13 protein-coding genes are annotated in these 20,576 nt (G+C 73.5%); 2 read left to right on the forward strand and 11 right to left on the reverse strand.

The genetic code is table 11. The features are described 5' to 3' along the window. The first annotated feature begins 49 nt into the window (after window positions 1-49). Window positions 50-1,600 carry a GGDEF domain-containing protein gene (locus tag ACQPZO_RS25315; protein WP_433344459.1) on the forward strand — a complete coding sequence of 517 codons (1,551 nt, stop codon included), beginning with the start codon at window positions 50-52 and terminating at the stop codon, window positions 1,598-1,600. A 23-nt stretch (window positions 1,601-1,623) separates the two neighbouring features. Here the strand turns inward: ACQPZO_RS25315 and prfA are convergent, their stop codons facing one another. The 5 genes from prfA to thrB form a co-directional block, all read right to left on the reverse strand. Beyond that, entirely contained in the window at window positions 1,624-2,712 is a 1,089-nt protein-coding gene (prfA, locus tag ACQPZO_RS25320; RefSeq protein WP_433344460.1) for a peptide chain release factor 1, read from the reverse strand. A gap of 116 nt (window positions 2,713-2,828) precedes the next feature. Then, window positions 2,829-3,053 (reverse strand): 50S ribosomal protein L31, encoded by a 225-nt coding sequence (gene rpmE / locus ACQPZO_RS25325; protein WP_117665559.1) that lies wholly within the window; start codon window positions 3,051-3,053, stop codon window positions 2,829-2,831. 411 nt (window positions 3,054-3,464) lie between these two features. Beyond that, on the reverse strand, window positions 3,465-6,968 hold the full coding sequence (locus ACQPZO_RS25330; protein WP_433344461.1) for a phosphodiester glycosidase family protein: 3,504 nt from the start codon (window positions 6,966-6,968) through the stop codon (window positions 3,465-3,467). 151 nt (window positions 6,969-7,119) lie between these two features. Continuing rightward, on the reverse strand, window positions 7,120-9,297 hold the full coding sequence (gene rho, locus ACQPZO_RS25335) for a transcription termination factor Rho (protein ID WP_433344462.1): 2,178 nt from the start codon (window positions 9,295-9,297) through the stop codon (window positions 7,120-7,122). A gap of 296 nt (window positions 9,298-9,593) precedes the next feature. Beyond that, a complete protein-coding gene (thrB, locus tag ACQPZO_RS25340; RefSeq protein WP_433344463.1) occupies window positions 9,594-10,538 on the reverse strand; it encodes a homoserine kinase in 945 nt (314 codons plus the stop codon). Between the two features lie 110 nt (window positions 10,539-10,648). Between thrB and ACQPZO_RS25345 the strand changes: the two genes are divergently transcribed. Then, window positions 10,649-10,999, forward strand: coding sequence for a hypothetical protein (locus tag ACQPZO_RS25345; protein WP_433344464.1), 351 nt, complete (start codon window positions 10,649-10,651; stop codon window positions 10,997-10,999). A 21-nt stretch (window positions 11,000-11,020) separates the two neighbouring features. Here the strand turns inward: ACQPZO_RS25345 and ACQPZO_RS25350 are convergent, their stop codons facing one another. From ACQPZO_RS25350 to lysA, 6 genes are all read right to left on the reverse strand, one after another. Then, window positions 11,021-12,259 (reverse strand): MFS transporter, encoded by a 1,239-nt coding sequence (locus tag ACQPZO_RS25350; RefSeq protein ID WP_433344465.1) that lies wholly within the window; start codon window positions 12,257-12,259, stop codon window positions 11,021-11,023. 11 nt (window positions 12,260-12,270) lie between these two features. Beyond that, on the reverse strand, window positions 12,271-13,092 hold the full coding sequence (locus tag ACQPZO_RS25355; RefSeq protein WP_433344466.1) for a polysaccharide deacetylase family protein: 822 nt from the start codon (window positions 13,090-13,092) through the stop codon (window positions 12,271-12,273). 159 nt (window positions 13,093-13,251) lie between these two features. Continuing rightward, a complete protein-coding gene (locus ACQPZO_RS25360) occupies window positions 13,252-16,503 on the reverse strand; it encodes an efflux RND transporter permease subunit (protein ID WP_433344467.1) in 3,252 nt (1,083 codons plus the stop codon). Window positions 16,504-16,640: 137 nt separating this feature from the next. Then, window positions 16,641-17,690 carry a threonine synthase gene (thrC, locus tag ACQPZO_RS25365; RefSeq protein ID WP_433344468.1) on the reverse strand — a complete coding sequence of 350 codons (1,050 nt, stop codon included), beginning with the start codon at window positions 17,688-17,690 and terminating at the stop codon, window positions 16,641-16,643. A gap of 130 nt (window positions 17,691-17,820) precedes the next feature. Further along, window positions 17,821-19,146 carry a homoserine dehydrogenase gene (locus ACQPZO_RS25370; RefSeq protein WP_433344469.1) on the reverse strand — a complete coding sequence of 442 codons (1,326 nt, stop codon included), beginning with the start codon at window positions 19,144-19,146 and terminating at the stop codon, window positions 17,821-17,823. Further along, on the reverse strand, window positions 19,143-20,528 hold the full coding sequence (gene lysA / locus ACQPZO_RS25375) for a diaminopimelate decarboxylase (protein ID WP_433344470.1): 1,386 nt from the start codon (window positions 20,526-20,528) through the stop codon (window positions 19,143-19,145). The genes ACQPZO_RS25370 and lysA overlap by 4 nt, the downstream gene beginning before the upstream one ends. Between the last annotated feature and the right edge of the window lie 48 nt (window positions 20,529-20,576).

The following is a 20,576-nucleotide window of genomic DNA, read 5'->3' on the forward strand; positions in this document are numbered from 1 at the left end:
AGCGCGCCACGAGCTGGTGCGTCGGCGCACACCGACAGGGAGGTCGCGGGTGGGCTGGCTCGACCGGGTCAACGACCAGGTTGACGCCCTCACGCGGGCCCGCACCCTGCAGGAGGTGGACCGCTCCGCCGAGGCGTGCCTCCTGCTCGACGGGGTGATCCACAGCACCGCCGACCCGTACGTCCGGGCGGACGCGCTGGTCCAGCGCCTCTCCGCGTTGATCAATCTCGGTCGCACCGCCGAGTTCACCCGGGCCATCGAGGACGCGTCCGCCGCCGTGCGGGACCTCGCCGAGCCGTACCTGCACGGGCACCTCAACGCACTGGCCGCGCTCGCCGCCCACCACCAGGGGGCGCTCGACCGATGCGTCACCCACCTGGTCAAGGCCGCGCGGGCGCTCGGCGCGGTGGACGACCCGGACCGGGAGACCGCGTGGGGCTGGCACGACCTGGCGATGGCCTACTCGTACCTCAGCTTCCACGGGTACGCCCTCGGCGCGATCGAGCGCGCCCGCCAGCTCGGCGTCGCCGCCGGCATCCCCGAGGAGACCTTCGCCGCCCCCGGGATCCGGCTGCGCAACGCGGTGGCCCTCGACCACAACGGCGACAGTGACGGCTGCCTACGGGTGCTCCGGGACGTCGCCTCCGACCTGAGCCGGTTCCTGCGCGGCGAGCGGGCCGGCCAGCTGCGGCCGAGCAGCCTCGTCGCGTACGGCTACGCCGCCGCCCGGCGGGCGGCGCTGGGCGACCTGGTGGAGACCGGCACCGACGCGGACCCGACGCGGCTGCTCGCGCACGGCGGGGACAGCGCGCGGGCCCGGGACATGCGCCAGCTCGGCCAGGTGTGCCTGGCCATCGCCACCGGCAACCCGATCGAGGCGGTCACCCGGCTGGACACCGCCCGGGTCTCCCACGAGACCCTCGGCGCCGCCGAGTCGGCGCGGCTGCGCAGCATCGCGTACGGGCGGGCCGGCGACCACCCGGCGGCGCACCGGGCCGACCGGCACGCGTTCCGGCTCGCCGCCCAGCGCAGCGACCGGCTGCGGGACGTCTACATCGACGGCATCGCCGCCCGGATCGACCACGAGGAGATGCGCCGCGAGGCAGCCCGGTACGAGGGCGAGGCGCTCACCGACCCGCTGACCGGGCTGCCCAACCGGCGCCGGCTGGAGCGCTACATCGCGGCGGTGGTGGCCCGCGGCGAGCGGGTGGTGATCGGCGTCTGTGACCTGGACAACTTCAAGGCGGTCAACACCCGGCACGGCCACCACTCCGGCGACCTGGTCCTCCAGCGCGTCGCCGGGGTGATCAACCGGGTGATGCGCCGGGGTGACTTCGTGGCCCGCTACGGCGGCGACGAGTTCGTGGTGGTGCTGTCGGGCGCCGGGATGTCCGAGGCGGCCGAGGTGGCCCGCCGGATCAAGGCGGCGGTGGGCACGGAGGACTGGGAGTCGCTGGTGCCCGGCACCCCGGTCGGGGTCAGCATCGGCTTCGCCGAGGTGAGCGGCTCCGGCGCGGGCCTGCGCGACGCGCTCGGCACGGCGTTCGAGACCGCCGACCGGGAGATGCTCGCCGCCAAGACCCGCTCTCGCGCCTCCTGACCCGGGGGCGGCTCAGGGGCCGGTCAGCGGCGGGTCAGCTCGGTGTCGCCGGCCAGTCGGGCAGCGCGGTCGGCCTCGGCGAGGGCGTCCAGCACGCCGTCCAGCTCACCGGCGAGGGCCAGGTCGAGGTTGTACGCCGTGTAGCCGATCCGGTGGTCGGTGATCCGGTTCTGCGGGTAGTTGTACGTGCGGATCCGCTCCGAGCGGTCCATCGTGCGCACCTGCGCCTTGCGGGCGTCCGAGGCGGCGGCGTCGGCCTGCTCCTGGGCGGCGGCCAGGAGCCGGGCCCGCATGATGCGCATCGCCTGCTCCCGGTTCTGGAGCTGGGACTTCTCGTTCTGGCAGGAGACCACGATCCCGGTCGGCACGTGGGTGATCCGCACCGCCGAGTCGGTGGTGTTCACCGACTGCCCGCCGGGCCCGGACGAGCGGAACACGTCGATCCGAAGGTCGTTCGGGTCGATGGTGACGTCCACGTCCTCCGCCTCGGGCAGCACCAGAACCCCGGCGGCACTGGTGTGGATGCGGCCCTGCGACTCGGTGACCGGGACGCGCTGCACCCGGTGCACCCCGCCCTCCCACTTGAGCCGGGACCAGACCCCGTTGCCGCCCTCCGGGACACCCTTGGTCTTGACCGCCAGCGAGACGTCCTTCACCCCGCCGAGGTCGGAGTCCTGCGCGTCGATCACCTCGGTGAGCCACCCGTGCCGCTCGGCGTACCGGATGTACATCCGCAGCAGGTCGCCGGCGAACAGGGCGGATTCCTCGCCGCCCTCGCCGGCCTTGATCTCGACGATCACGTCCTTGGCGTCGTGCGGGTCGCGCGGGATCAGCAACTCGGCGAGGCGTTGCTCCAGCGCCGGCAGTCCGGCGGCGATCGACTCCGCCTCGGCCGCGAAGGACGGCTCCTCGGCGGCCAGTTCCCTCGCCGCGACCAGGTCGGCGCGGGCCTGCTCCAGCTCGCCGGCCGCCTTGTTCAGCGGCACCAGTTCGGCGTACCGGCGGCCGACCCGGCGGGCGGTGCCCTGGTCGGCGTGGATGGCCGGGTCCGCGAGGCGCTTCTCCAGCTCGGCGTACTCGTCGAGGAGGCCGGCCAGCCGCTCACTGCTCATGCTCGGGGTGCTCCTTCGACGACGAGGACCGGCCGGGGATGGTGGACCGGACGGGGGGGCAATACGGACAGCGCCCGCGCCCGGCAGGAAGCCGGACGCGGGCGCCGAACGTGGAGCTACTTGGCCTTCTTGGCCTGAACCTTGGCGTACTTCTGCTGGAACTTGGCGACCCGGCCGGCCGTGTCGAGAACGCGCTGCTTACCGGTGTAGAACGGGTGGCAGGCGCTGCAGGTCTCGACGTGGATGGAACCGCCCTTGGCGGTGCTGCGGGTCGTGAAGGTGCTACCGCAGGAGCAGCTGACCTCGGTGGTCGTGTACTCCGGGTGGATGTTTGACTTCATGTCGCCTCGGTCCTTTCGTGGGTGGTCGCCGGGTCGCCCGTGCGGCGCCGGCGCGTGGTGCGCGCCGGGCTCGGGCGTGAACCGGAACCGGTGGCCGATTGACCAGTGTGCCATGGGCGTGGGCCGACCCGTCAGGCGGGCCGCACAGCAGGTCCGGCTTCGTCAACGTGCCGGTCCCCTCCCGCATTCCCGCCCCGCCGCCCCGCATTCCGGTGCGAGCCGGCCCCCTCTCGGTGGAGGGAACGCCGCGCGGCGGCCGGGGAGGGCGCGGCGGCCGGGGAGGGCGCGGCGGCCGGGGACGGCGGGCACGCCGTGGGCTTATGTTCGGTTCACTCCCATTACACCCGAATCGTGGCACGGGAAGGGCCCCGGTCGCCGCGTTCCGCGACGGCCGGGGCCCTCCCGCACCTCTCAGGCGGCGGGTGTCCGGGCGGCTGCGGCGGCCGCCCGGGTGAGGGTGACGGTGGCCTCGGCGCGAACGCCGTTGACCGTCACCGCGAGCTGGACCGTCGCGCCCGGACGCAGCGCCGTCAGCACACCGGTCGCCGGGTCGAACCGGGCCACGTGCCAGGGCCTCAGCCCGATGATCGGTCCGACGAGGACGCTCGGCGAGGCGGACCAGTCCGCGCTGACCGGAGCGGCCACCGGCACGACTCGCCCGCCCGGCTGGGTCAGCGCCGCGGTCACCCGGGCCGGGGTGCCGACCGCCACCGTCGACGGCGCGGTCAGGGCGAGTTGGTCGACGTGGGCGTGCAACTCGGCGTCCACCCAGCGGGGGCCCTCGGCGAGCGGGTCGCGGCGGGCCCGCTCGGCCTCGGCCGGGGTGACCGGGTCGACGCCGAACTCCGTCCAGCCGGTGAAGCCGCCGAGCTGCGCCGGGGTGGACGGATTCTTGCCCGAGTTGCCGTTGATCACGTACGGCACCCCGTCGACCCGGTCGGCGTGGAACGCGCCGACGTGGCCGTTGACGACGAGCGCGCCCTTGCCGGTGCGGTGCTGGAAGTCGGCGAGCCACTGCTCGACCAGCGCCGCCTCCTTGCGGTCGCCGAGCTGGCTGGCCTTGGCCGGGCTCGGGTCGCGCGGCGGGTGGTGGAACAGCACGGCCACCGAGCCGACGCTCCGGTCGGCGGCGGCCCGGTCGAGGGTGTCGCGCAGCAGCTCGACCTGGTCGAAGCCGCTGCCACGCAGCGACCCGGCGGACGTGTTCAGCGTGACGAACCGGGTGCCTTCGTGGTCGAAGACCCGCGAGGTGGCCCCGAACGCGGCGGTGAAGTTGCCGATCGGGGCACCCATGATCTCGTGGTTGCCGGGGACGTAGTAGTAGGGCAGCTCGCCGCCCAACTCCTCGTCGAGGATCCGCCTCGCCAGGGCGAAGTCCGCCGGGTACGCGGTGTCCACGAAGTCCCCGTTGATCACCAGGAAGTCCGGCTTGGCGGCCCGGACCTCGCGCAGCGTGCGGCGGGCCTGGGCGACCAGGTCACTGTCCGGGGCGGCGGCGACGAACTGGGCGTCGGACATGACCGCGAAGCGCCAGGGCGCCCCGTCGACGGTGCCGTCGCGCAGCACCACCCGGTCGGTGCGCGGCTCCTCGGCCGGCGCGTCGACCGTCGGGGGAACCTTCGCCACCAGGTCGTCGATGACGATCTCGCTGGTGTACTGGGCTGCGGCGTTGGTCTCCGCGACGTAGAACCGGCGCACCCGCACCGGGTACTGCACCCCGGCCGGGACGGCGAGCTCGACGTACTTCCAGCCGGTCCAGGTGATCAGCGGGCCGCGCAGCACGTGCTGGGTGTCCTGGGCGTCGTGCAGGTGCAGGCTGGGCCACTCTCCCCGGCCGCTGCCGTTGATCCACATGCCGAACGCCTGCGGCTGGCCGGGCACCTCGATCCAGGCCGGCGGGTCGGCGTACGCGGCGCGGGTGCCGGTGGACTGGCTGAAGTCGTACGACATCTTCAGGCCGGTGCCGGTGTGGCCCGGCGCCGGGGCGACGGAGCCGCTGGCGCGGGCCTGGCTGAACTTCCAGGACGCCGCGTCGTCGAAGGCGGCCACCGGGACGTCGGTGAGCCCGACGGTGACCGGCAGCACGGTGGTCCGAGCCCCGACGCGCACGGTGATCAGGGCGGAGCCGCTGTCGGTGAGCGCCTTCACCGAGAGGTTGCCGTCCTCGGTGGGGGTGACGTCGAGCAGGCTCCGGTCGTAGTCGAGCCGCAGGTCGGCGGGCTCGATCGGGGCGGTGTTGCCCTCGGCGTCGTAGCCGACGACGCCGAACAGGGCGGCGTCGCCGGCCCGGTTCAGCCCGACCCGGTCGGTCGTGGCGTCGATCCGGGCCAACGGGCCGAGCACGGTGAGGTCGAGCGTCCCGCTGGCCCCGCCCCGCGACGCGGTGACGGTGCTGCGGCCGGGCAGGAGGGCCCGGAAGACGCCGTCGCGGCCGACCAGCCCGTGGACCGCGGGATTCGCCCGCCAGGCCGGGGTGCCGGCCGCCGGGCCGTACGTCTCGTCGTGGCCGGCGGCGGTGAGCCTGCGGGTCAGGCCGGGGAAGACCCGGTCGGGCCGGCCGCCCCGGACCGGGGCGACGCCCGGCGCGGTGGTGGGGTCGCTGGTGGTGCGCAGCCAGTAGCCGGTGAGCCGGCCACTGCCCTTCGGCGCGTAGATGGCCAGGCCGTTGGGCACGGCGCGCTCGGCGCCGTCGGACGGGCTGTTCGCCACCTCGACGGTCGCCTCGCCGGGGCGGCGGGCCAGCAGGGTCGAGGAGCCGCCGCCGTCGAGGTTGAGCGCGGTCCACGCGCCCAACTCGGCCATCATCCGGCCCATCTCGGTCTGGGTGACGCCCCGGCTGTCCACCTGCCGGCCGTCCACGGTGAGCATGATCATGCGTTTGCCGTCGGCGGTGAAGCCGACCGCGGTGCGCGGCGCCAGGGAGGCGTCGGCGATGCTCTGCACCGCTCCGTCGCGGACCAGTACGCTGCTGCCGCCGACCGCCGCGCGCAGGGTGCCACCGTCGGATGCCTTCGGCTGGTACGCCACGCTCACCGCATCGCCCGGCCGCAGGCCGGCGAGGGCGTCCGCGCCGGCGTCCCGCCCGAGCAGCACGGTGGTGCCGGCGGGGATCGGGCCGGTGCCGGCCGCCGTGGTCACCGTTGCGACGCGACCGTCGACCACGGTCACCTCGGCGACGCGCTGCGCACCCTCCACCGCACGTTCCCGGGGGTACGCGCCCCAGAGCGGGGTGAACAGGCCGATCCCGTTCGCCTGCACCATGTTGTTGAACTGGGTCAGCGACACCGGGCCGGTGGGCAGGGTGGCGGTGCCGTCGAAGTTCACCTGGATCACCCGGCCGAGGCCGTCGGCGCTGATCGCGGCGGCGTTGTTGTGCCCGGCGATGGGCGACTGGACCAGTTCCCCGGCGCGTACCCCGATCCCCTGGGCCGCCCCGGAGTTGTTGATGTCGAAGAAGTCGCCGTTGACGGCGGCGACGGCCCGGGACCGGTCCACCGCGCCGCGCAGCGGCTCGGCCTTCGCCACCTCGCCGGAGTTGACGTAGTCCACGGTGACCCCGCCGGTGAGGTCGGCGGTCAACGCGTCGGCGCGTAGCCAGCCATTGGCGTCGTAGCGGTCGAAGGAGGTCAGGTCGAGGCCGGGGGCGACCGGCCGGACGGTCTTCGCGGTCTCCAGGCCACCGGCCGGTTCGACGCCGGAGGCTGCGCGGGTGGCGGCGCTGGCCGCGGCCGGGTCACCGGCGAGGGCGACCGCGTCGGCGGGGGCGGACGAGGCGCGGGGGGCGTCCTCGGCGGCGGTCCCGCCGGCCGGGGCAGGGGGTGGGCCGGCCGTGGCCGGCACGGGGCCCGTCAGGGTGAGCAGCGGCGTCAGCAGCAGGACGCCGGCGAGATGAACGGATCGACTGCGGGTGCGCATGACCGTCAGTCAACCCGACGGTGAACAGAAGTTTCAATACCTAGCGGCTTAACCGAAGGAAAACTTCACGTCGGCCGACCCGTCCGGCCTGCCCCGGGACGCGGAAGGGCACGGCCGCGAGCGGCCGTGCCCTTCCGTCAGTCCCTCCGGGTCAGTCCCCCGGTGTGGACTTCGCGATCTGCATCAGGAACTCGATGTTGGTGCGGGTCTGCTTGAGCTTGTCGAGCAGCAGGTCCATCGCCGCCTGCGAGTCCAGCGAGTGCAGGACCTTGCGGAGCTTGTGGAGGATGGCCAGCTCCTCAGGTGCGAGCAGGACCTCCTCCTTACGGGTACCGGACGGGTTGATGTCGATGGCCGGGAAGGTGCGCTTGTCGGCGATCTTCCGGTCCAGCTTCAGCTCCGCGTTGCCGGTGCCCTTGAACTCCTCGAAGATGACCGTGTCCGCCATGGACCCGGTCTCCACCAGCGCCGTGGCGATGATGGTCAGCGAGCCGCCGTTCTCGATGTTGCGAGCCGCACCGAGGAAGCGCTTCGGCGGGTAGAGCGCGGTGGAGTCGATACCACCCGACATGATCCGGCCGCTGGCCGGCGCCGCCAGGTTGTACGACCGACCGAGCCGGGTCACCGAGTCGAGCAGCACGACGACGTCGTGCCCGAGCTCGACCAGGCGCTTCGCCCGCTCGATCGCCAGCTCCGCCACCGTCGTGTGGTCCTGCGGCGGACGGTCGAACGTGGCCGCGACGACCTCGCCCTTGATCGACCGCTGCATGTCGGTGACCTCTTCGGGCCGCTCGTCCACCAGCACCACCATCAGGTGGCATTCCGGGTTGTTGTGCGTGATCGCGTTCGCGATCGCCTGGAGCACCATCGTCTTACCCGCCTTGGGCGGCGACTGGATGAGTGCCCGCTGGCCCTTGCCGATCGGCATGACCAGGTCGATGACCCGGGTCGTCAGGATGTGCGGCTCGGTCTCCAACCGCAGGCGCTCCTGCGGATACAGCGGAGTGAGCTTGTAGAACTCCGGCCGACGCTTCGCCTCGTCCGGCTCCATCCCGTTGATGGTGTCCAGCCGCATCAGCGGGTTGTACTTGTCCCGCCGCTGCTCACCGTCCCGCGCCGCACGTACCGCACCCGTGATCGCGTCACCGCGCCGCAGGCCGTACTTCTTGATCTGGGACATCGAGACGTACACGTCGTTCGGGCCGGCCAGGTAACCGGTGGTCCGGACAAAGGCGTAGTTGTCGAGCACGTCGATGATGCCGGCGACCGGAACGAGGACGTCGTCCTCGTTCACCTGCGGCTCGCGGCCACCGCCGCCACCGCCAGGACCGCCGCCGCCAGGACCGCCACCGTCCTCACCACGCTCGCCGCGGCCCCGACGACGGTCCCGGAAGCGACTGCGCCGGCCCCGCCGGCCACCCGCCTCGTCGTCGTCGTCGTTGTCGACGCGCGGACCCCTGTCGTTGCGGTCGTTGCGGTCGTTGCGCTCACCGCGCTCGGTCCGGTCGGTCCGCTCGCCACGCTCGGTCCGGTCGGTCCGCTCGCCACGCTCGGCACGGTCGGTCCGCTCGCCACGCTCGGCACGGTCGGTCCGCTCGCCACGCTCGGCACGGTCGGTCCGCTCGCCACGCTCGGCACGGTCGGTCCGCTCGCCACGCTCGGCACGGTCGGCACGGTCGGCACGGTCGGTCCGGTCGGTCCGGTCGGTCCGGTCGGTCCGGTCGGTCCGCTCGGCACGGTCGGTCCGGTCGGCACGCTCGGCCTGGTCCCGGCCGCCCCGGCCCTCGCCGCGCTCCCGGCGGCCCTCGCCGCGCTCGGCGGGTTCGGTCACGGTCGCGGCCGGCGGCTCCTCGGCGCGCGGCTCTACCGGCCGGGTCTCAGCCGGCTTGGCCTCGACCGGCCGGGCCTCGGCCTTGGTGGCCCGGGACTCGGCAGTGGCGGTGGCCCGGCTGCGCCGGGCCCTGGTCCGGCCCTCGGCCGGCGCGGCGACGGCCGGCTCCTGGGCCCGGTTCTGGTCGGCGCCGGACGGGGTCTGGGAGACCTCCACGTGCACCTCCTCACGGGCGGGGGCAGCGGCTGCGACCTCGGCCCGCGGTCGAGGGGTCCCGGCAGCGGCGCCGCCCTGCCGCTCGGTGATCGCGCTGATCAGCTCGCCCTTGCGCATGCGAGCCGTGCCGGAGATGCCGAGCGACGCGGCCAGGCTCTGCAGCTCCGGCAGCAGCATCGCTGACAGGCCGGTTCCGCTACGCCGACGGCGGACGGGGGCGGCAGCGGCGGCATCGCCAGCGACGTTGGAAACATCCGACGTCACGTCGGTGGTGTCGCTCAATGGATTCCTTCCCTCGATAGGCCGGGACTGCCCGGAGTCGACAAGCAGGTGGCCGGGCGGCCTCGGTGCACCCGCCTCGCATGACGCGTCGCGGGAGACTGTGACACAGCAGCCGGTCGGGTTTCCCAGCTCACCAACATCGGTGAGCAGGTCTCGCCGTCTGCGGCGACCTGCGGAAACTGCGGTGCGGCGTGGGCCTTAAGCAGAAGTGACGGGCTGACCGCCGAGAGCTTCGGGGGTGCGCCGACCCGCAGGAAGATCGCATGCTTCGCGGCTGTGCTAAGTCTAGAGCGTAATCAACTCTTCCGACCTGCGGCAACAGGGTCCCGCTCGGCGTGTCCAAGTCTACCCCGTGCGACCCGTGCTCCGTGCACATCTATTGCCAACCGCAGAGTCCGCCAACCTGTTCCCACGGAAAAGCCCGGGTCAGGCTCGCTCAGCGCCAGCACCGTCGGCCCGGCCCCACTGACCACGGCAGCCACATCGGCCGCACGCAGCGCGCCGACCAGGGCAGACGTGCCGGGCATCCCCTCGGCGCGGTAGTCCTGGTGCAGCCGGTCGACCGTGGCGGGCAGCAGCAGGGCCGGCTCGGCGGTCAGGGCGTGCACCAGCAGCGCGGCCCGGCCGGCGGTGAGCGCGGCGTCGGCATGCGGGACGGTGCCGGGCAGTGCGGCCCGGGCCACGGCGGTCAGGCCGCGTTCCTCGGGCACGAAGACCGTCGGCCGCACCCGATCGTCGACGGCCAGCGAGACCGCGCGGGCGCCGGACGGCTCCGTCCAGGCGATCGTGAAGCCGCCGAGCAGACAGGGGGCGACATTGTCCGGATGTCCCTCGATCTCCGCCGCCAACCGCAGCGCGCCCGCGTCGTCCAGCCGGGTGTCGCCGTCGACGACCAGCGCCCGGGCGAGCTGCACGCCGGCCACGATGGCGGCCGACGAGGATCCCAGGCCGCGAGCCTGCGGGATCCGGTTGACGCACTCCACGGCGAAGCCCGACGGCTGTCCGCCCAGCGCGTCGAAGGTGGCCCGCATCGCCCGGGCGACGAGGTGCGCGTCGTCGTCGGGCAGCTCACCCACGCCCTGGCCGGTCACCGTCACCCGGACGCCATCGGGCACCACCTCGGCGGCCACGTCGTCGTACAGGCCGAGCGCCAGCCCCAGCGCGTCGAACCCCGGGCCGAGGTTGGCGCTGGTGGCGGGGACCCGGACCTTGACCGGCCCGGACACGAATGTGGTCGGCACGCGCTCATGCTAGGCCGCCGGGGCGGTCCGGCGGCGGTCCGCCCGGCCCGTGGGATTTCGTCCGCCTCCGCTAGCCTGGCCGGGACGATCACGAGGCGGGAGCAGTTGGCATGGAGTTCCTGACCTACTCGGCCGCCCAGGTGGCCGCGCAGCTCCCGACCCTGCTGGTGCTGGTGGCCGGCCTGACGCTGGCGATGGTCTCCCGCGACCGGCTCGGCCGGCTCTCCCGGCTGCTGCTGGTGTCGGGCGTGGTGGTGCTGCTGGTCGGCATGCTGGTCAGCCTCGCCTGGCTGCTCGTGCTGCCCCGGCTCTACACGTCCGGGGGCGCCTCGCTGTCCGCCGGCACGGTGTCCTCGCTCAACACCGGCGTCAGCCTGGTGCTCGCCCTGCTCCACCCCGCCGGGCTGGGTCTGGTGATCGCCGCAGCTCTGACGGGCCGGCGGCCGACCGGCGACGCGTGACCCCACTGCCCCGCCGGGCGGTCAGCGGGCCGGTGCGGGCTCGGCCACCGGATCGGTCAGCGAGAGCCGCCGGGTGGCGATCCGCCAGCCGGCCGCGTAGACCAGCGTGACCAGGCCGCAGCCGGCCAGCACCACCCGCTCGTCCACGATGTCGACAACTCCGGCCACCACCAGCTGGCTGACCGAGACGGCGAGCGTCGCCAGCATCATGTCGGTGGCGAAGACCCGGCCGCGCAGCCGGTCCGGCACCTCGCCCTGAAGGGCGAAGTTCGACATCACCCAGTTGCTCCCACCGGCGAAGTGCGCCACGAAGACCAGCGCCAGCACCAGCGGGAACCAGTCGACCACCGAGGTGCCCACGTAGGCCAGGCCGTAGAGGGACATCGACAGGGCCAGGCCGGGCAGCAGCCAGGCCCGGTTGGTCAGCACCCGGCGCATCAGGATCGGACCGACCAGCGCGCCGGCGCCGCGCACCGCGAAGAGCAGGCCGGTGCCGATCGCACCCACCCCGTAGACGCCGGCGAGCAGCGGGAAGACGGTGAGCACGCCGTTGCCCAGGCCCACCGCGGACTTCACGGTGACCAGCCCGAGGACCCGGGGGCGGTGACCGATGTAGCCCAGCGCCTCCCGGATCGCCGCCCAGGTGCGCTGGGCGGGCACGGCGGCGTCCCGGGGGGCCTGCAACGGACGGCGGATCAGCGCCGCCAGCCCCGCCGCCAGCGTCAGGCCGACCGCGGCCACCCAGAAGCAGACGTACGGGCCGGCGGCGGCGCTGAGCACGCCGCCCAGCGAGGCGCCGACGACGGTCATGGTGCCCCAGGCGGAGCCGGCGACCGCGTTGCCGGCGGCCAGCTCCTCCGGGTCGAGGACGTTGGGCAGGGCGGCCTGGGCGGCCGGGGAGTAGAACGCCTTCGCCACCGCCACCACGGCGATCCCCGCCATCGCCAGCCACGCCGTGTCCGCGCTGCGGACGCCGAGCAGCAGCAGCACGCCGAACAGCGACGCCACGTTGGCCGCCATCATGATCTTCTTGCGGTCGAACCGGTCGGCGATCGTCCCGGTGTACGGCAGCAGCAGCGCCACCACGCCGGTGTCCACGGCCAGCACGAGCGCGCCCCAGACACCGCTGCCGGTCAGCGTCGGCAGCAGCACGAGCAGCGGCACCATGACGAACCAGTCGGCGCCGAAGACGACCAGCTCGGCCAGGAAGAGGTTGCGGAAGTTCCGGTTGCGGACCAGAACCGAGGTGGTGGGCGGCACGGACGGGAACCCTACTCGCCGGGGCTCGGTGGGGTCGCCTGGCGCAGCAGCTCGGAGACGGTGACGAAGGTGAAGCCACGGTCCCGCAGCCCGGTGATCATGGCGGGCAGGCCGCGCAGCGCGATCAGCCGGTTGGCGGGCCCCACGTCGTGGGCGAGCAGGATGGCGCCCGGCTGCACCTCGGCCACGATCCGGCGGGCGTGCCCGGCGGGGTCGTCCGGGAACCGCCCCTCGAGCATCTGCACCGACCAGAGCACAAGCCTGTAGTGCAGCCGGACAGCGGCGTGCAGCACCGCGCCGCCGAGGTGCCCGTACGGGGGGCGGAGCAGTTGGGGAGCCACCCCGACCGCCTCGGTGATCGCGTCGTGCGAGCGCCGCAGGTCGTCGTAGACCTCGGTGGCGTCGCGCCGGGCCAGGTCGTGGTGCGCCCAGCTGTGGTTGCCCACCTCGTGCCGGCCGAGTCGGTCGCGCAGGATGCCGCCGTGCTGGCGGGCCCGCTCCCCCACCAGGAAGAACGTGGCCGGCACGGCGTACTGGTCGAGGGTGTCCAGCACCATCGGCGTCCACTTCGGGCTCGGGCCGTCGTCGAAGGTGAGCGCGACCAGCCGCCGCTCGGTCCGGACCCCCCAGACGACCGACAGCTCGCCCGCGCCGACCTCCTGGCGATCGTTGCCCAGGGTGGCGCTGGCCGGGCCGCCGGCCAGCGGCAGCCGACGGTCGGCGATCCAGGTGCTCTCGGCGGTCACCCCGGCCCCGAGCACTCCGCCACCGGCGACCAGCCCGACCCGGCGCAGCACAGCCCGCCGCCCCCACCGGCTGACGCCGTCCGTCACTACCCGCTCCCGACCCGAGCGAATCGCCGCCGAGGACGATTCGAGACCGTCATTATGCACCTGCCGACCAGGCGGATCGAGTCGGGTGTGCGGCGGACCTCGTACGCGACGCGCCCCCGCCGGGAGAACCCGGCGGGGGCGCGTCGCGGCTGCGACCGGCTACTCGGTCGGGGGCAACGGCGACTGCCGGCTCCGCGGCAGCCGCAGCACCTCGAACTGGTCGGTGCCGTCCACCAGCGCCGCCGACGGCGCGGGCCGGGCCCCGGACGCACCGGACGGCGCACCCGCCGGCACCGGATCGGTCACCGGGGCGTCATCCGCGCCGGACACACCGGACTCCGGCACCGACCCACCGGTACGCCGCTGACGGCGGGCCCGTAGCGACTCCTTGGTGTTCTCCACCATCGTGTACAGCGTCGGGACCAGGATCAGGGTGAGCAGGGTGGAACTGAGCAGGCCGCCGATCACCACGACCGCCAGCGGCTTGGAGATGAAGCCGCCCTCCCCGGTCAGCCCGAACGCCATCGGCAGCAGGGCGAAGATCGTCGCGACCGCGGTCATCAGGATCGGGCGCAGCCGGCGCCGGCCGCCCTCGACCACCGCCTCCCGGACCCCCATGCCCTGCGACCGGTACTGGTTGATCAGGTCCAGCAGCACGATCGCGTTCGTCACCACGATGCCGACGAGCATCAGCACGCCGATCAGCGCCGGCACGCCCAGCGGGGTGCCGGTGGCCAGCAGCAGGCCGATCGCCCCGGTCGACGCGAACGGAATCGAGATCAGCAGGATCAGCGCCTGGGTGAGGCTGCGGAACGTCGCCACCATGATCAGGAAGACGATCGCGATGGCGGCCAGCACGGCCAGCCCCAGGTCGGCGAACGCCTCCTCCTGGTCGGCGCTGACGCCGCCGATGCTGACGCTCGCCCCGGGCACGTCGATCGCGTCCAGCTTCTTCTGCAACTCCTGGCTGGTCGCGCCGAGGTTCGCGCCGGTCGCCGTGCCGGTGACCGTGACGCTGCGCTCGCCGTCGATCCGGGTCACCTGCTGCGGCCCCTCGGCCTGGGTGACGTCGGCGATGTCGTCCAGCTTCACCGGGCCGACCGGAAGGGCGCGCAGCTCCTCCACGGTCGTCGGCGGCTTACCGCCGCCGCGCAGCACCACGTCCTGCTGTCCGCCGTCGAGGGTCACCTGTCCCAGCGGAACACCCCGGTACACCTGGGCCACGAGCTGGCCGACGGCCGCCTCGCTGAGCCCGACCCGGGCCGCAGCCAGCCGGTCGACGGTCACGTCCACCCGTGGCACCCGCTCGGCCAGGGTGGTGGAGATGTCCTCGACGTCGGCCGTGCCGGCCATCGCCGCCCGCGCCTCCTCGGTTGCCCGGGACAGCACCTCCGGGTCGGCCGCCTGGACGACGACCGCCAGCTGGTTGGTCGCGCCCTGGGCCCCGCCGAAGCTCAGCTCGCCCGCCTCGGCGCCGAGGGCGTCGAACTCCCGACGCAGCGTCCGCTTCACCTCGGCCGCGTCGGTGTCGCCGTCCAGTGCCACCGAGAAGGTGGCGGCGTTGTTGCCCCCGCCGCCCGCCCAGGGCTGGTCGCTGCCGCCGATGCTGACCTGGTACGTCTCGACGCCATCGGTGCGCTCCAGCACCGCCTCGACCCGGCGGGCCGCCTCGTCGGTGGCCGCCAGGCCGGTGCCGGCCGGCAACTGCTGGCTGACGGTCAGGGTGTCCTGGCCGGAGTCGTCCAGGAAGTTGGTCTTGAGCGCGCTGGACAGGCCGAAGGTGCCGAGCAGCACCAGCAGCCCCAGACCCAGGGTGATCCAGCGGGTGCCCCGGCCCCGGGTGGCGAACCCGATCACGGGCAGGTACGCCCGCTGCAACGGGCTGCGCAGCTCCTTCTCCTCGGCCGCGCGGCGTGCGGCGTCGTCCGTTCCGCCCCGCTTCGGCTTCAGGAACCAGTACGCCAGCACCGGGATCACCGTCAGCGAGACCAGCAGCGAGGCGAGCAGGGCCACCGTCACGGTGATCGCGAAGGGCGCGAAGAGCTGCCCCACGAAGCCGCCGACCAGCGCGATCGGGGCGAAGACGGCCACCGTGGTCAGCGTCGACGCGGTAACCGCGCCGGCCACCTCACGGACCGCCGTGAGGATCGCCTCCCGCTTCGGCTCGCCGTACTCCAGATGTCGTTTGATGTTCTCCAACACCACGATCGAGTCGTCCACCACCCGCCCGACGGCGATGGTCAACGCGCCGAGGGTGAGCAGGTTGAGCGAGTAGTCGCCGATCCAGAGCGCGATCAGCGCCACCAGCACCGACAGCGGGATGGAGACCGCCGTGACGACGGTGGAACGCACCGACAGCAGGAAGACCAGGATGACCACGACCGCCATGACCAGGCCGAGCAGGCCCTCGGTGGTGAGGCTCTCGATGGACTTCTCCACGAACGGCGCCTGGTCGAACACCACGGTCAGGTCCGTGCCGGAGGCCGAACGCAGGTCGGCGAGCCGGTCCCGGATCTCGTGGGAGATCTCGACGGCGTTGCCGTCCGGCGACGCGGTGACCGCGATACCGAGGCTGTCCCGGCCGTTGGTGCGGGTGAGCGAGGTGGCCGGTGCGAGCTGCTGCTCCACGGCCGCCACGTCGCCGAGCCGGACCGGGGCCGCCTTCGGCGCGGTCGGGGCCAGCACGATGCCCTTGAGGTCGTCGACGGAACGGACCGGCGTACCCACCTGGACGGTGAGCGACCGCGAGCCGTCGGAGACCGCGCCGGCCGGCACGGCGACGCCGTTGGTCTTCAGGGCCGTGCCGATCGCGGTCGGCGAGAGCTTCGCGGCGGCCAGCTTGGCCGGGTCCGGGGTGACGGTTACGACCTGGTCGCGGGTGCCGGTCACGGTGACCGTGCGGACCCCCTCGATCGACTCCAGCTCCGGCACCACGGTGTCGCGCAGCTTGTCGGCCAGCGCCCGCTCGTCACCGCCGCCCGCCGCGGCGAGCACCACGGCCGGAAGGTCGTCGGTGCTGCCCGTGAGGACCTGCGGGTCGACGCCCTCGGGGAGCTGGGCGTCGATCCGGCTCAGCGCGGTCTGCATCTTGTTGACCACGCCGTCCAGGTCGGTGCCGAACGCGAACTGCACCTGGACGGTGGCGGAGCCCTCGCGGGATGTCGAGGTGACCCCCTCCAGCCCGGGGATGCCCTGGAGGCTGTTCTCGATCGGCTCGGTGACCTGGGACTCGACGATCTCGGGCCCGGCGCCGGGGTAGACCGCCACGACGAAGGCACCGGGGAACTCCAGCGAAGGCAGGAGTTGCTGCTTCAACGACGGCACGGCGAACAGGCCGAACATCGTCGTGACCACCGCGATGAGGGCGACCAGCCCCCGGTTGGCGAGGCTGAATCTGGCAAGCAACGACATCGGCGTGGCTCACTCCTGAGGAAGAGGGTGGAACAGCTCGGTGAGGGAGAGTCTGCCGCACCAGATCTCTTCTCCGGCGCGGGGGCCTCGCCCGGCGAGCCCACCCCGGGGGTGGCCTGGGGAGCTTCGCCGGGTCGTCAGGCCAGGTCGAGAGACCGCGCTGCGGCGAGCGGGTCGTTGGCGATGGTGACCGGGGCGGGAGCGGTGGAGATCGCCCACTCCGGGTCCTTGAGGCCGTGGCCGGTGACCGTGCAGACGACCGTGGCGCCGGCCGGGACCTTGCCGGCGGCGGCCTGCTGGAGCAGCCCGGCGACGCTGGCCGCGCTGCCCAGCTCGACGAAGACCCCGACCTCGCGGGCGAGCAGCCGGTACGCGGCCAGGATCTCCCGGTCGGAGACGGCGGCGATCAGCCCTCCGGAGGCATCCCGGGCGTCGATGGCCTTGGTCCAGCTCGCCGGGTTGCCGATCCGGATGGCGGTGGCGATCGTGGACGGCTCGTGCACCACCTGGCCGTTGACGATCGGCGCCGCCCCGGCGGCCTGGAAGCCGTACATCTTCGGGGCCTTCGTGGCGTTGCCGTCCCGCAGGTCCTCCGAGTACCCCATCCAGTACGCGGAGATGTTGCCGGCGTTGCCGACCGGCAGGCAGTGGATGTCGGGGGCGTCGCCGAGCGCCTCGACGATCTCGAACGCGGCGGTCTTCTGCCCGTGCAGCCGGTCGGGGTTGACCGAGTTGACCAGCGCGACCGGGTAGTCCTGGGCGAGCTTGGCGGCCAGCGCGAGGCAGTCGTCGAAGTTGCCGTGGACCTGGAGCAGCTTCGCGCCGTGCACCAGCGCCTGGGCCAGCTTGCCGAGGGCGATCTTGCCCTGCGGCACCAGCACGGCGCAGGTGATCCCGGCGCGGGCCGCGTACGCGGCGGCCGACGCGCTGGTGTTGCCGGTCGAGGCGCAGATGATCGCCTTGTCGCCGTGCTCCACGGCCTTGGAGACCGCGAGCGTCATCCCCCGGTCCTTGAACGAGCCGGTCGGGTTGGCCCCCTCGACCTTGAGGTGGACGTCACAGCCGAGCCGGGCGGAGAGCACCGGCGCGGGCAGCAGCGGGGTGTTCCCCTCGTGCAGGGTGACGACGGGGGTGGCGTCGGTGACCGGAAGCCGGTCCCGGTACGTCTCGATCAGGCCCCGCCACATGTCGCTCTCCTCGCCTCTGATCCCGCCCCGCCACGCCGGAGGCACCTCCAGCGTGGCCCAGCTTCCCCGACCCGTGCCTGCCGCACCCGCGCATAACCACCAGGCGAGACGCGAACGCGGCTCGGGCTCCTCAGGCCTCGCCCTCGACCCGCAGCACGCTCGTCACCGACCCGACGATGTCCAGCCCGCGCAGCTCCCCCACGGTGGCGGCGAGCGCGGCGTCCGGCGCCACGTGGGTGACGATGACCAGCTCGGCGTCGTCGCCGGAGCCGGGACGTCCGCCGCCCGTCGAGCCCTGCCGGACGGTGGCGATGGACACCTCGTGCCGGGCGAACACCCCGGCCACGGAGGCCAGCACGCCGGGACGGTCGGCCACGTCGAGGCTGATGTGGTAGCGGGTCAGTGCCTCCCCCATCGGCCGCACCGCAAGGTCGGCGTACGCGGACTCGCTGGCCGCGCGCACCCCGGCCAGCCGGTTGCGGGCCACCGCCACCACGTCGCCGAGCACGGCGCTGGCCGTCGGCGCGCCGCCCGCGCCCCGGCCGTAGAACATGAGCTGCCCGGCCGCCTCGGCCTCGACGAAGACGGCGTTGAACGCGTCGCCGACGCTGGCCAGCGGATGGGTCAGCGGGATCATCGCGGGGTGCACCCGGACGCTGACCGTCTCGGCCTCGGCGGTGTCCCGGCCCCGGGCGGCGATGCACAACAGCTTGATCGTGCAGCCCATCGCCTTGGCGCTGGCCACGTCGGCGGCGGTGACCTCGGTGATCCCCTCGCGGTGCACGTCCGCGGCGGTGATCCGGGTGTGGAACGCCAGCGAGGCGAGGATGGCCGCCTTGGCCGCCGCGTCGAAGCCCTCCACGTCGGCCGTCGGGTCGGCCTCCGCGTAGCCCAGCGCGGTGGCCTCCTCCAGCGCCTCGGCGAAGCCGGCCCCGGTGGCGTCCATCGCGGAGAGGATGAAGTTGGTGGTGCCGTTGACGATGCCGGTGACCCGGTTGACCCGGTCGCCGTGCAGCGAGTCGCGTAGCGGGCGCAGCAGCGGGATCGCCCCGGCCACCGACGCCTCGTAGTAGAGGTCCGCCCTGCCCTCGGCCGCCGCGTCGTGCAGCGCCGCGCCGTCCTCGGCGAGCAGCGCCTTGTTGGCGGTGACCACGCTCTTGCCGGCCCGCAGCGCCTCGACCAGCCAGCCCCGCGCCGGCTCGATCCCGCCGACCACCTCGATCACCACGTCGACGTCGTCGCGCTTGATCAGGCCGAGCGCGTCGGTGGTGAACAGCGCCTCGTCGACCGGCAGGGCGCCGCGGTCCCGGCCGAGCCGGCGGACGGCGATCCCCGCCAGCTCCAGAGGGGCGCCGATCCGGGCGGCGAGGTCGGCCGACTGCGCGTGCAGCAGCCGTACCACCTCGCTGCCGACCGTTCCGCAGCCGAGCAGCGCCAACCGAACAGGTGAGGTCATCCGACATCCAATGCGAGCAGGTCTTCTTCCGTCTCCCGCCGGACGATCAGGCGGGCCCGGCCGTCGCGCACCGCGACCACCGGGGGCCGGGGCACGTGGTTGTAGTTGCTGGCCATGCTCCGGCAGTAGGCGCCCGTGCCGGGCACCGCGACAAGATCTCCGGGCTGCACGTCGGCGGGCAGGAATTCATCCTTCACCACGATGTCCCCGGACTCACAGTGCTTTCCCACCACGCGGGCGAGCAGCGGCTGCGCGGTGGAGGCCCGGGAGGCCAGTGTGGCCGAGTACGACGCGTCGTAGAGGGCCGTGCGGATGTTGTCGCTCATCCCCCCGTCCACGCTCACGTACGTCCGGATCCCGTCGACGTCCTTGACCGTGCCGACCTCGTAGAGCGTGAACACGGCGGGGCCGACGATCGCCCGGCCCGGCTCGATGGACAGGTGCGGCACGGCCAGCCGCTCGGCCGCGCACTCGCCGTCGACGATCTTGCGAAGCCGCTTGGCCAACTCCTGCGGGGCGGACGGGTCGTCCTGGGTGGTGTACGCGATGCCGAAGCCGCCGCCCAGGTCCAGCTCGGGCAGCTCGACGCCCCGGGCGTCGCGGATCTGCGCCTGGAGGGCGAGCACCCGCCGGGCGGAGACCTCGAAGCCGTTGGCGTCGAAGATCTGCGAGCCGATGTGCGAGTGCAGGCCGCGCAGGTCGAGCACGCCCTCGTCGAGGACCTTGAACGCGGCCGCGGCGGCGGCCCCGCCCGCGAGGGAGAAGCCGAACTTCTGGTCCTCGTGGGCGGTGGCGATGAACTCGTGGGTGTGCGCCTCCACGCCGACGGTGACCCGGATCAGCACGCCGGGGCGGACCCCGCGCTCCCGGGCCAGCGCGGTGAGCCGGTCGATCTCGGTGAACGAGTCGAGGACGATCCGCCCCACGCCCGCGTCCAGGGCCCGGGTCAGCTCGGCCACGGACTTGTTGTTGCCGTGGAAGCCGATCCGCTCCGGGGGCATCCCGGCGGACAGCGCGGTGGCCAGCTCGCCGCCGGTGCAGACGTCGAGGTGCAGGCCCTCCTCGGCGATCATCCGCACCACGGCCCGGCAGAGGAACGCCTTGCCTGCGTAGTAGACGTCGGCGGCGGCGAAGGCGGCCCGGAAGTCCCGGCAGCGCGAGCGCAGGTCGTCCTCGTCGAGGACGTACACCGGGGTGCCGAACTCGGCCGCGATCTCGCGGACGCCGAGCCCGCCGACGGCGAGCGCGCCGTCGGCGGCCCGGGTCGCGGTACGCGGCCAGAGCTGCGGCACCAGGGCGTTGACGTCGACCGGGGTACGCAGCCAGGCCGGCCCCCGGTTGCCGATGTCGCTGTGCAGCGCACCGGCCTCGTGAGCCCGCACTACCGGTCTCCGCTTCTCGACTGCGGGGCTCGCAAGCTCACTCCTCGC

The sequence above is a fragment of the Micromonospora sp. CA-111912 genome, assembly GCF_050948415.1.
GTDB lineage: Bacteria > Actinomycetota > Actinomycetes > Mycobacteriales > Micromonosporaceae > Micromonospora.

Excerpts from the sequence above, each read along its gene's own strand:
- prfA (WP_433344460.1), bottom strand. The coding sequence starts at position 2,712 with ATGAGCAGTGAGCGGCTGGCCGGCCTCCTCGACGAGTACGCCGAGCTG.
- rpmE (WP_117665559.1), bottom strand. The coding sequence starts at position 3,053 with ATGAAGTCAAACATCCACCCGGAGTACACGACCACCGAGGTCAGCTGC.
- ACQPZO_RS25330 (WP_433344461.1), bottom strand. The coding sequence starts at position 6,968 with ATGCGCACCCGCAGTCGATCCGTTCATCTCGCCGGCGTCCTGCTGCTG.
- ACQPZO_RS25345 (WP_433344464.1), top strand. The coding sequence starts at position 10,649 with ATGGAGTTCCTGACCTACTCGGCCGCCCAGGTGGCCGCGCAGCTCCCG.
- ACQPZO_RS25360 (WP_433344467.1), bottom strand. The coding sequence starts at position 16,503 with ATGTCGTTGCTTGCCAGATTCAGCCTCGCCAACCGGGGGCTGGTCGCC.
- thrC (WP_433344468.1), bottom strand. The coding sequence starts at position 17,690 with ATGTGGCGGGGCCTGATCGAGACGTACCGGGACCGGCTTCCGGTCACC.
- ACQPZO_RS25370 (WP_433344469.1), bottom strand. The coding sequence starts at position 19,146 with ATGACCTCACCTGTTCGGTTGGCGCTGCTCGGCTGCGGAACGGTCGGC.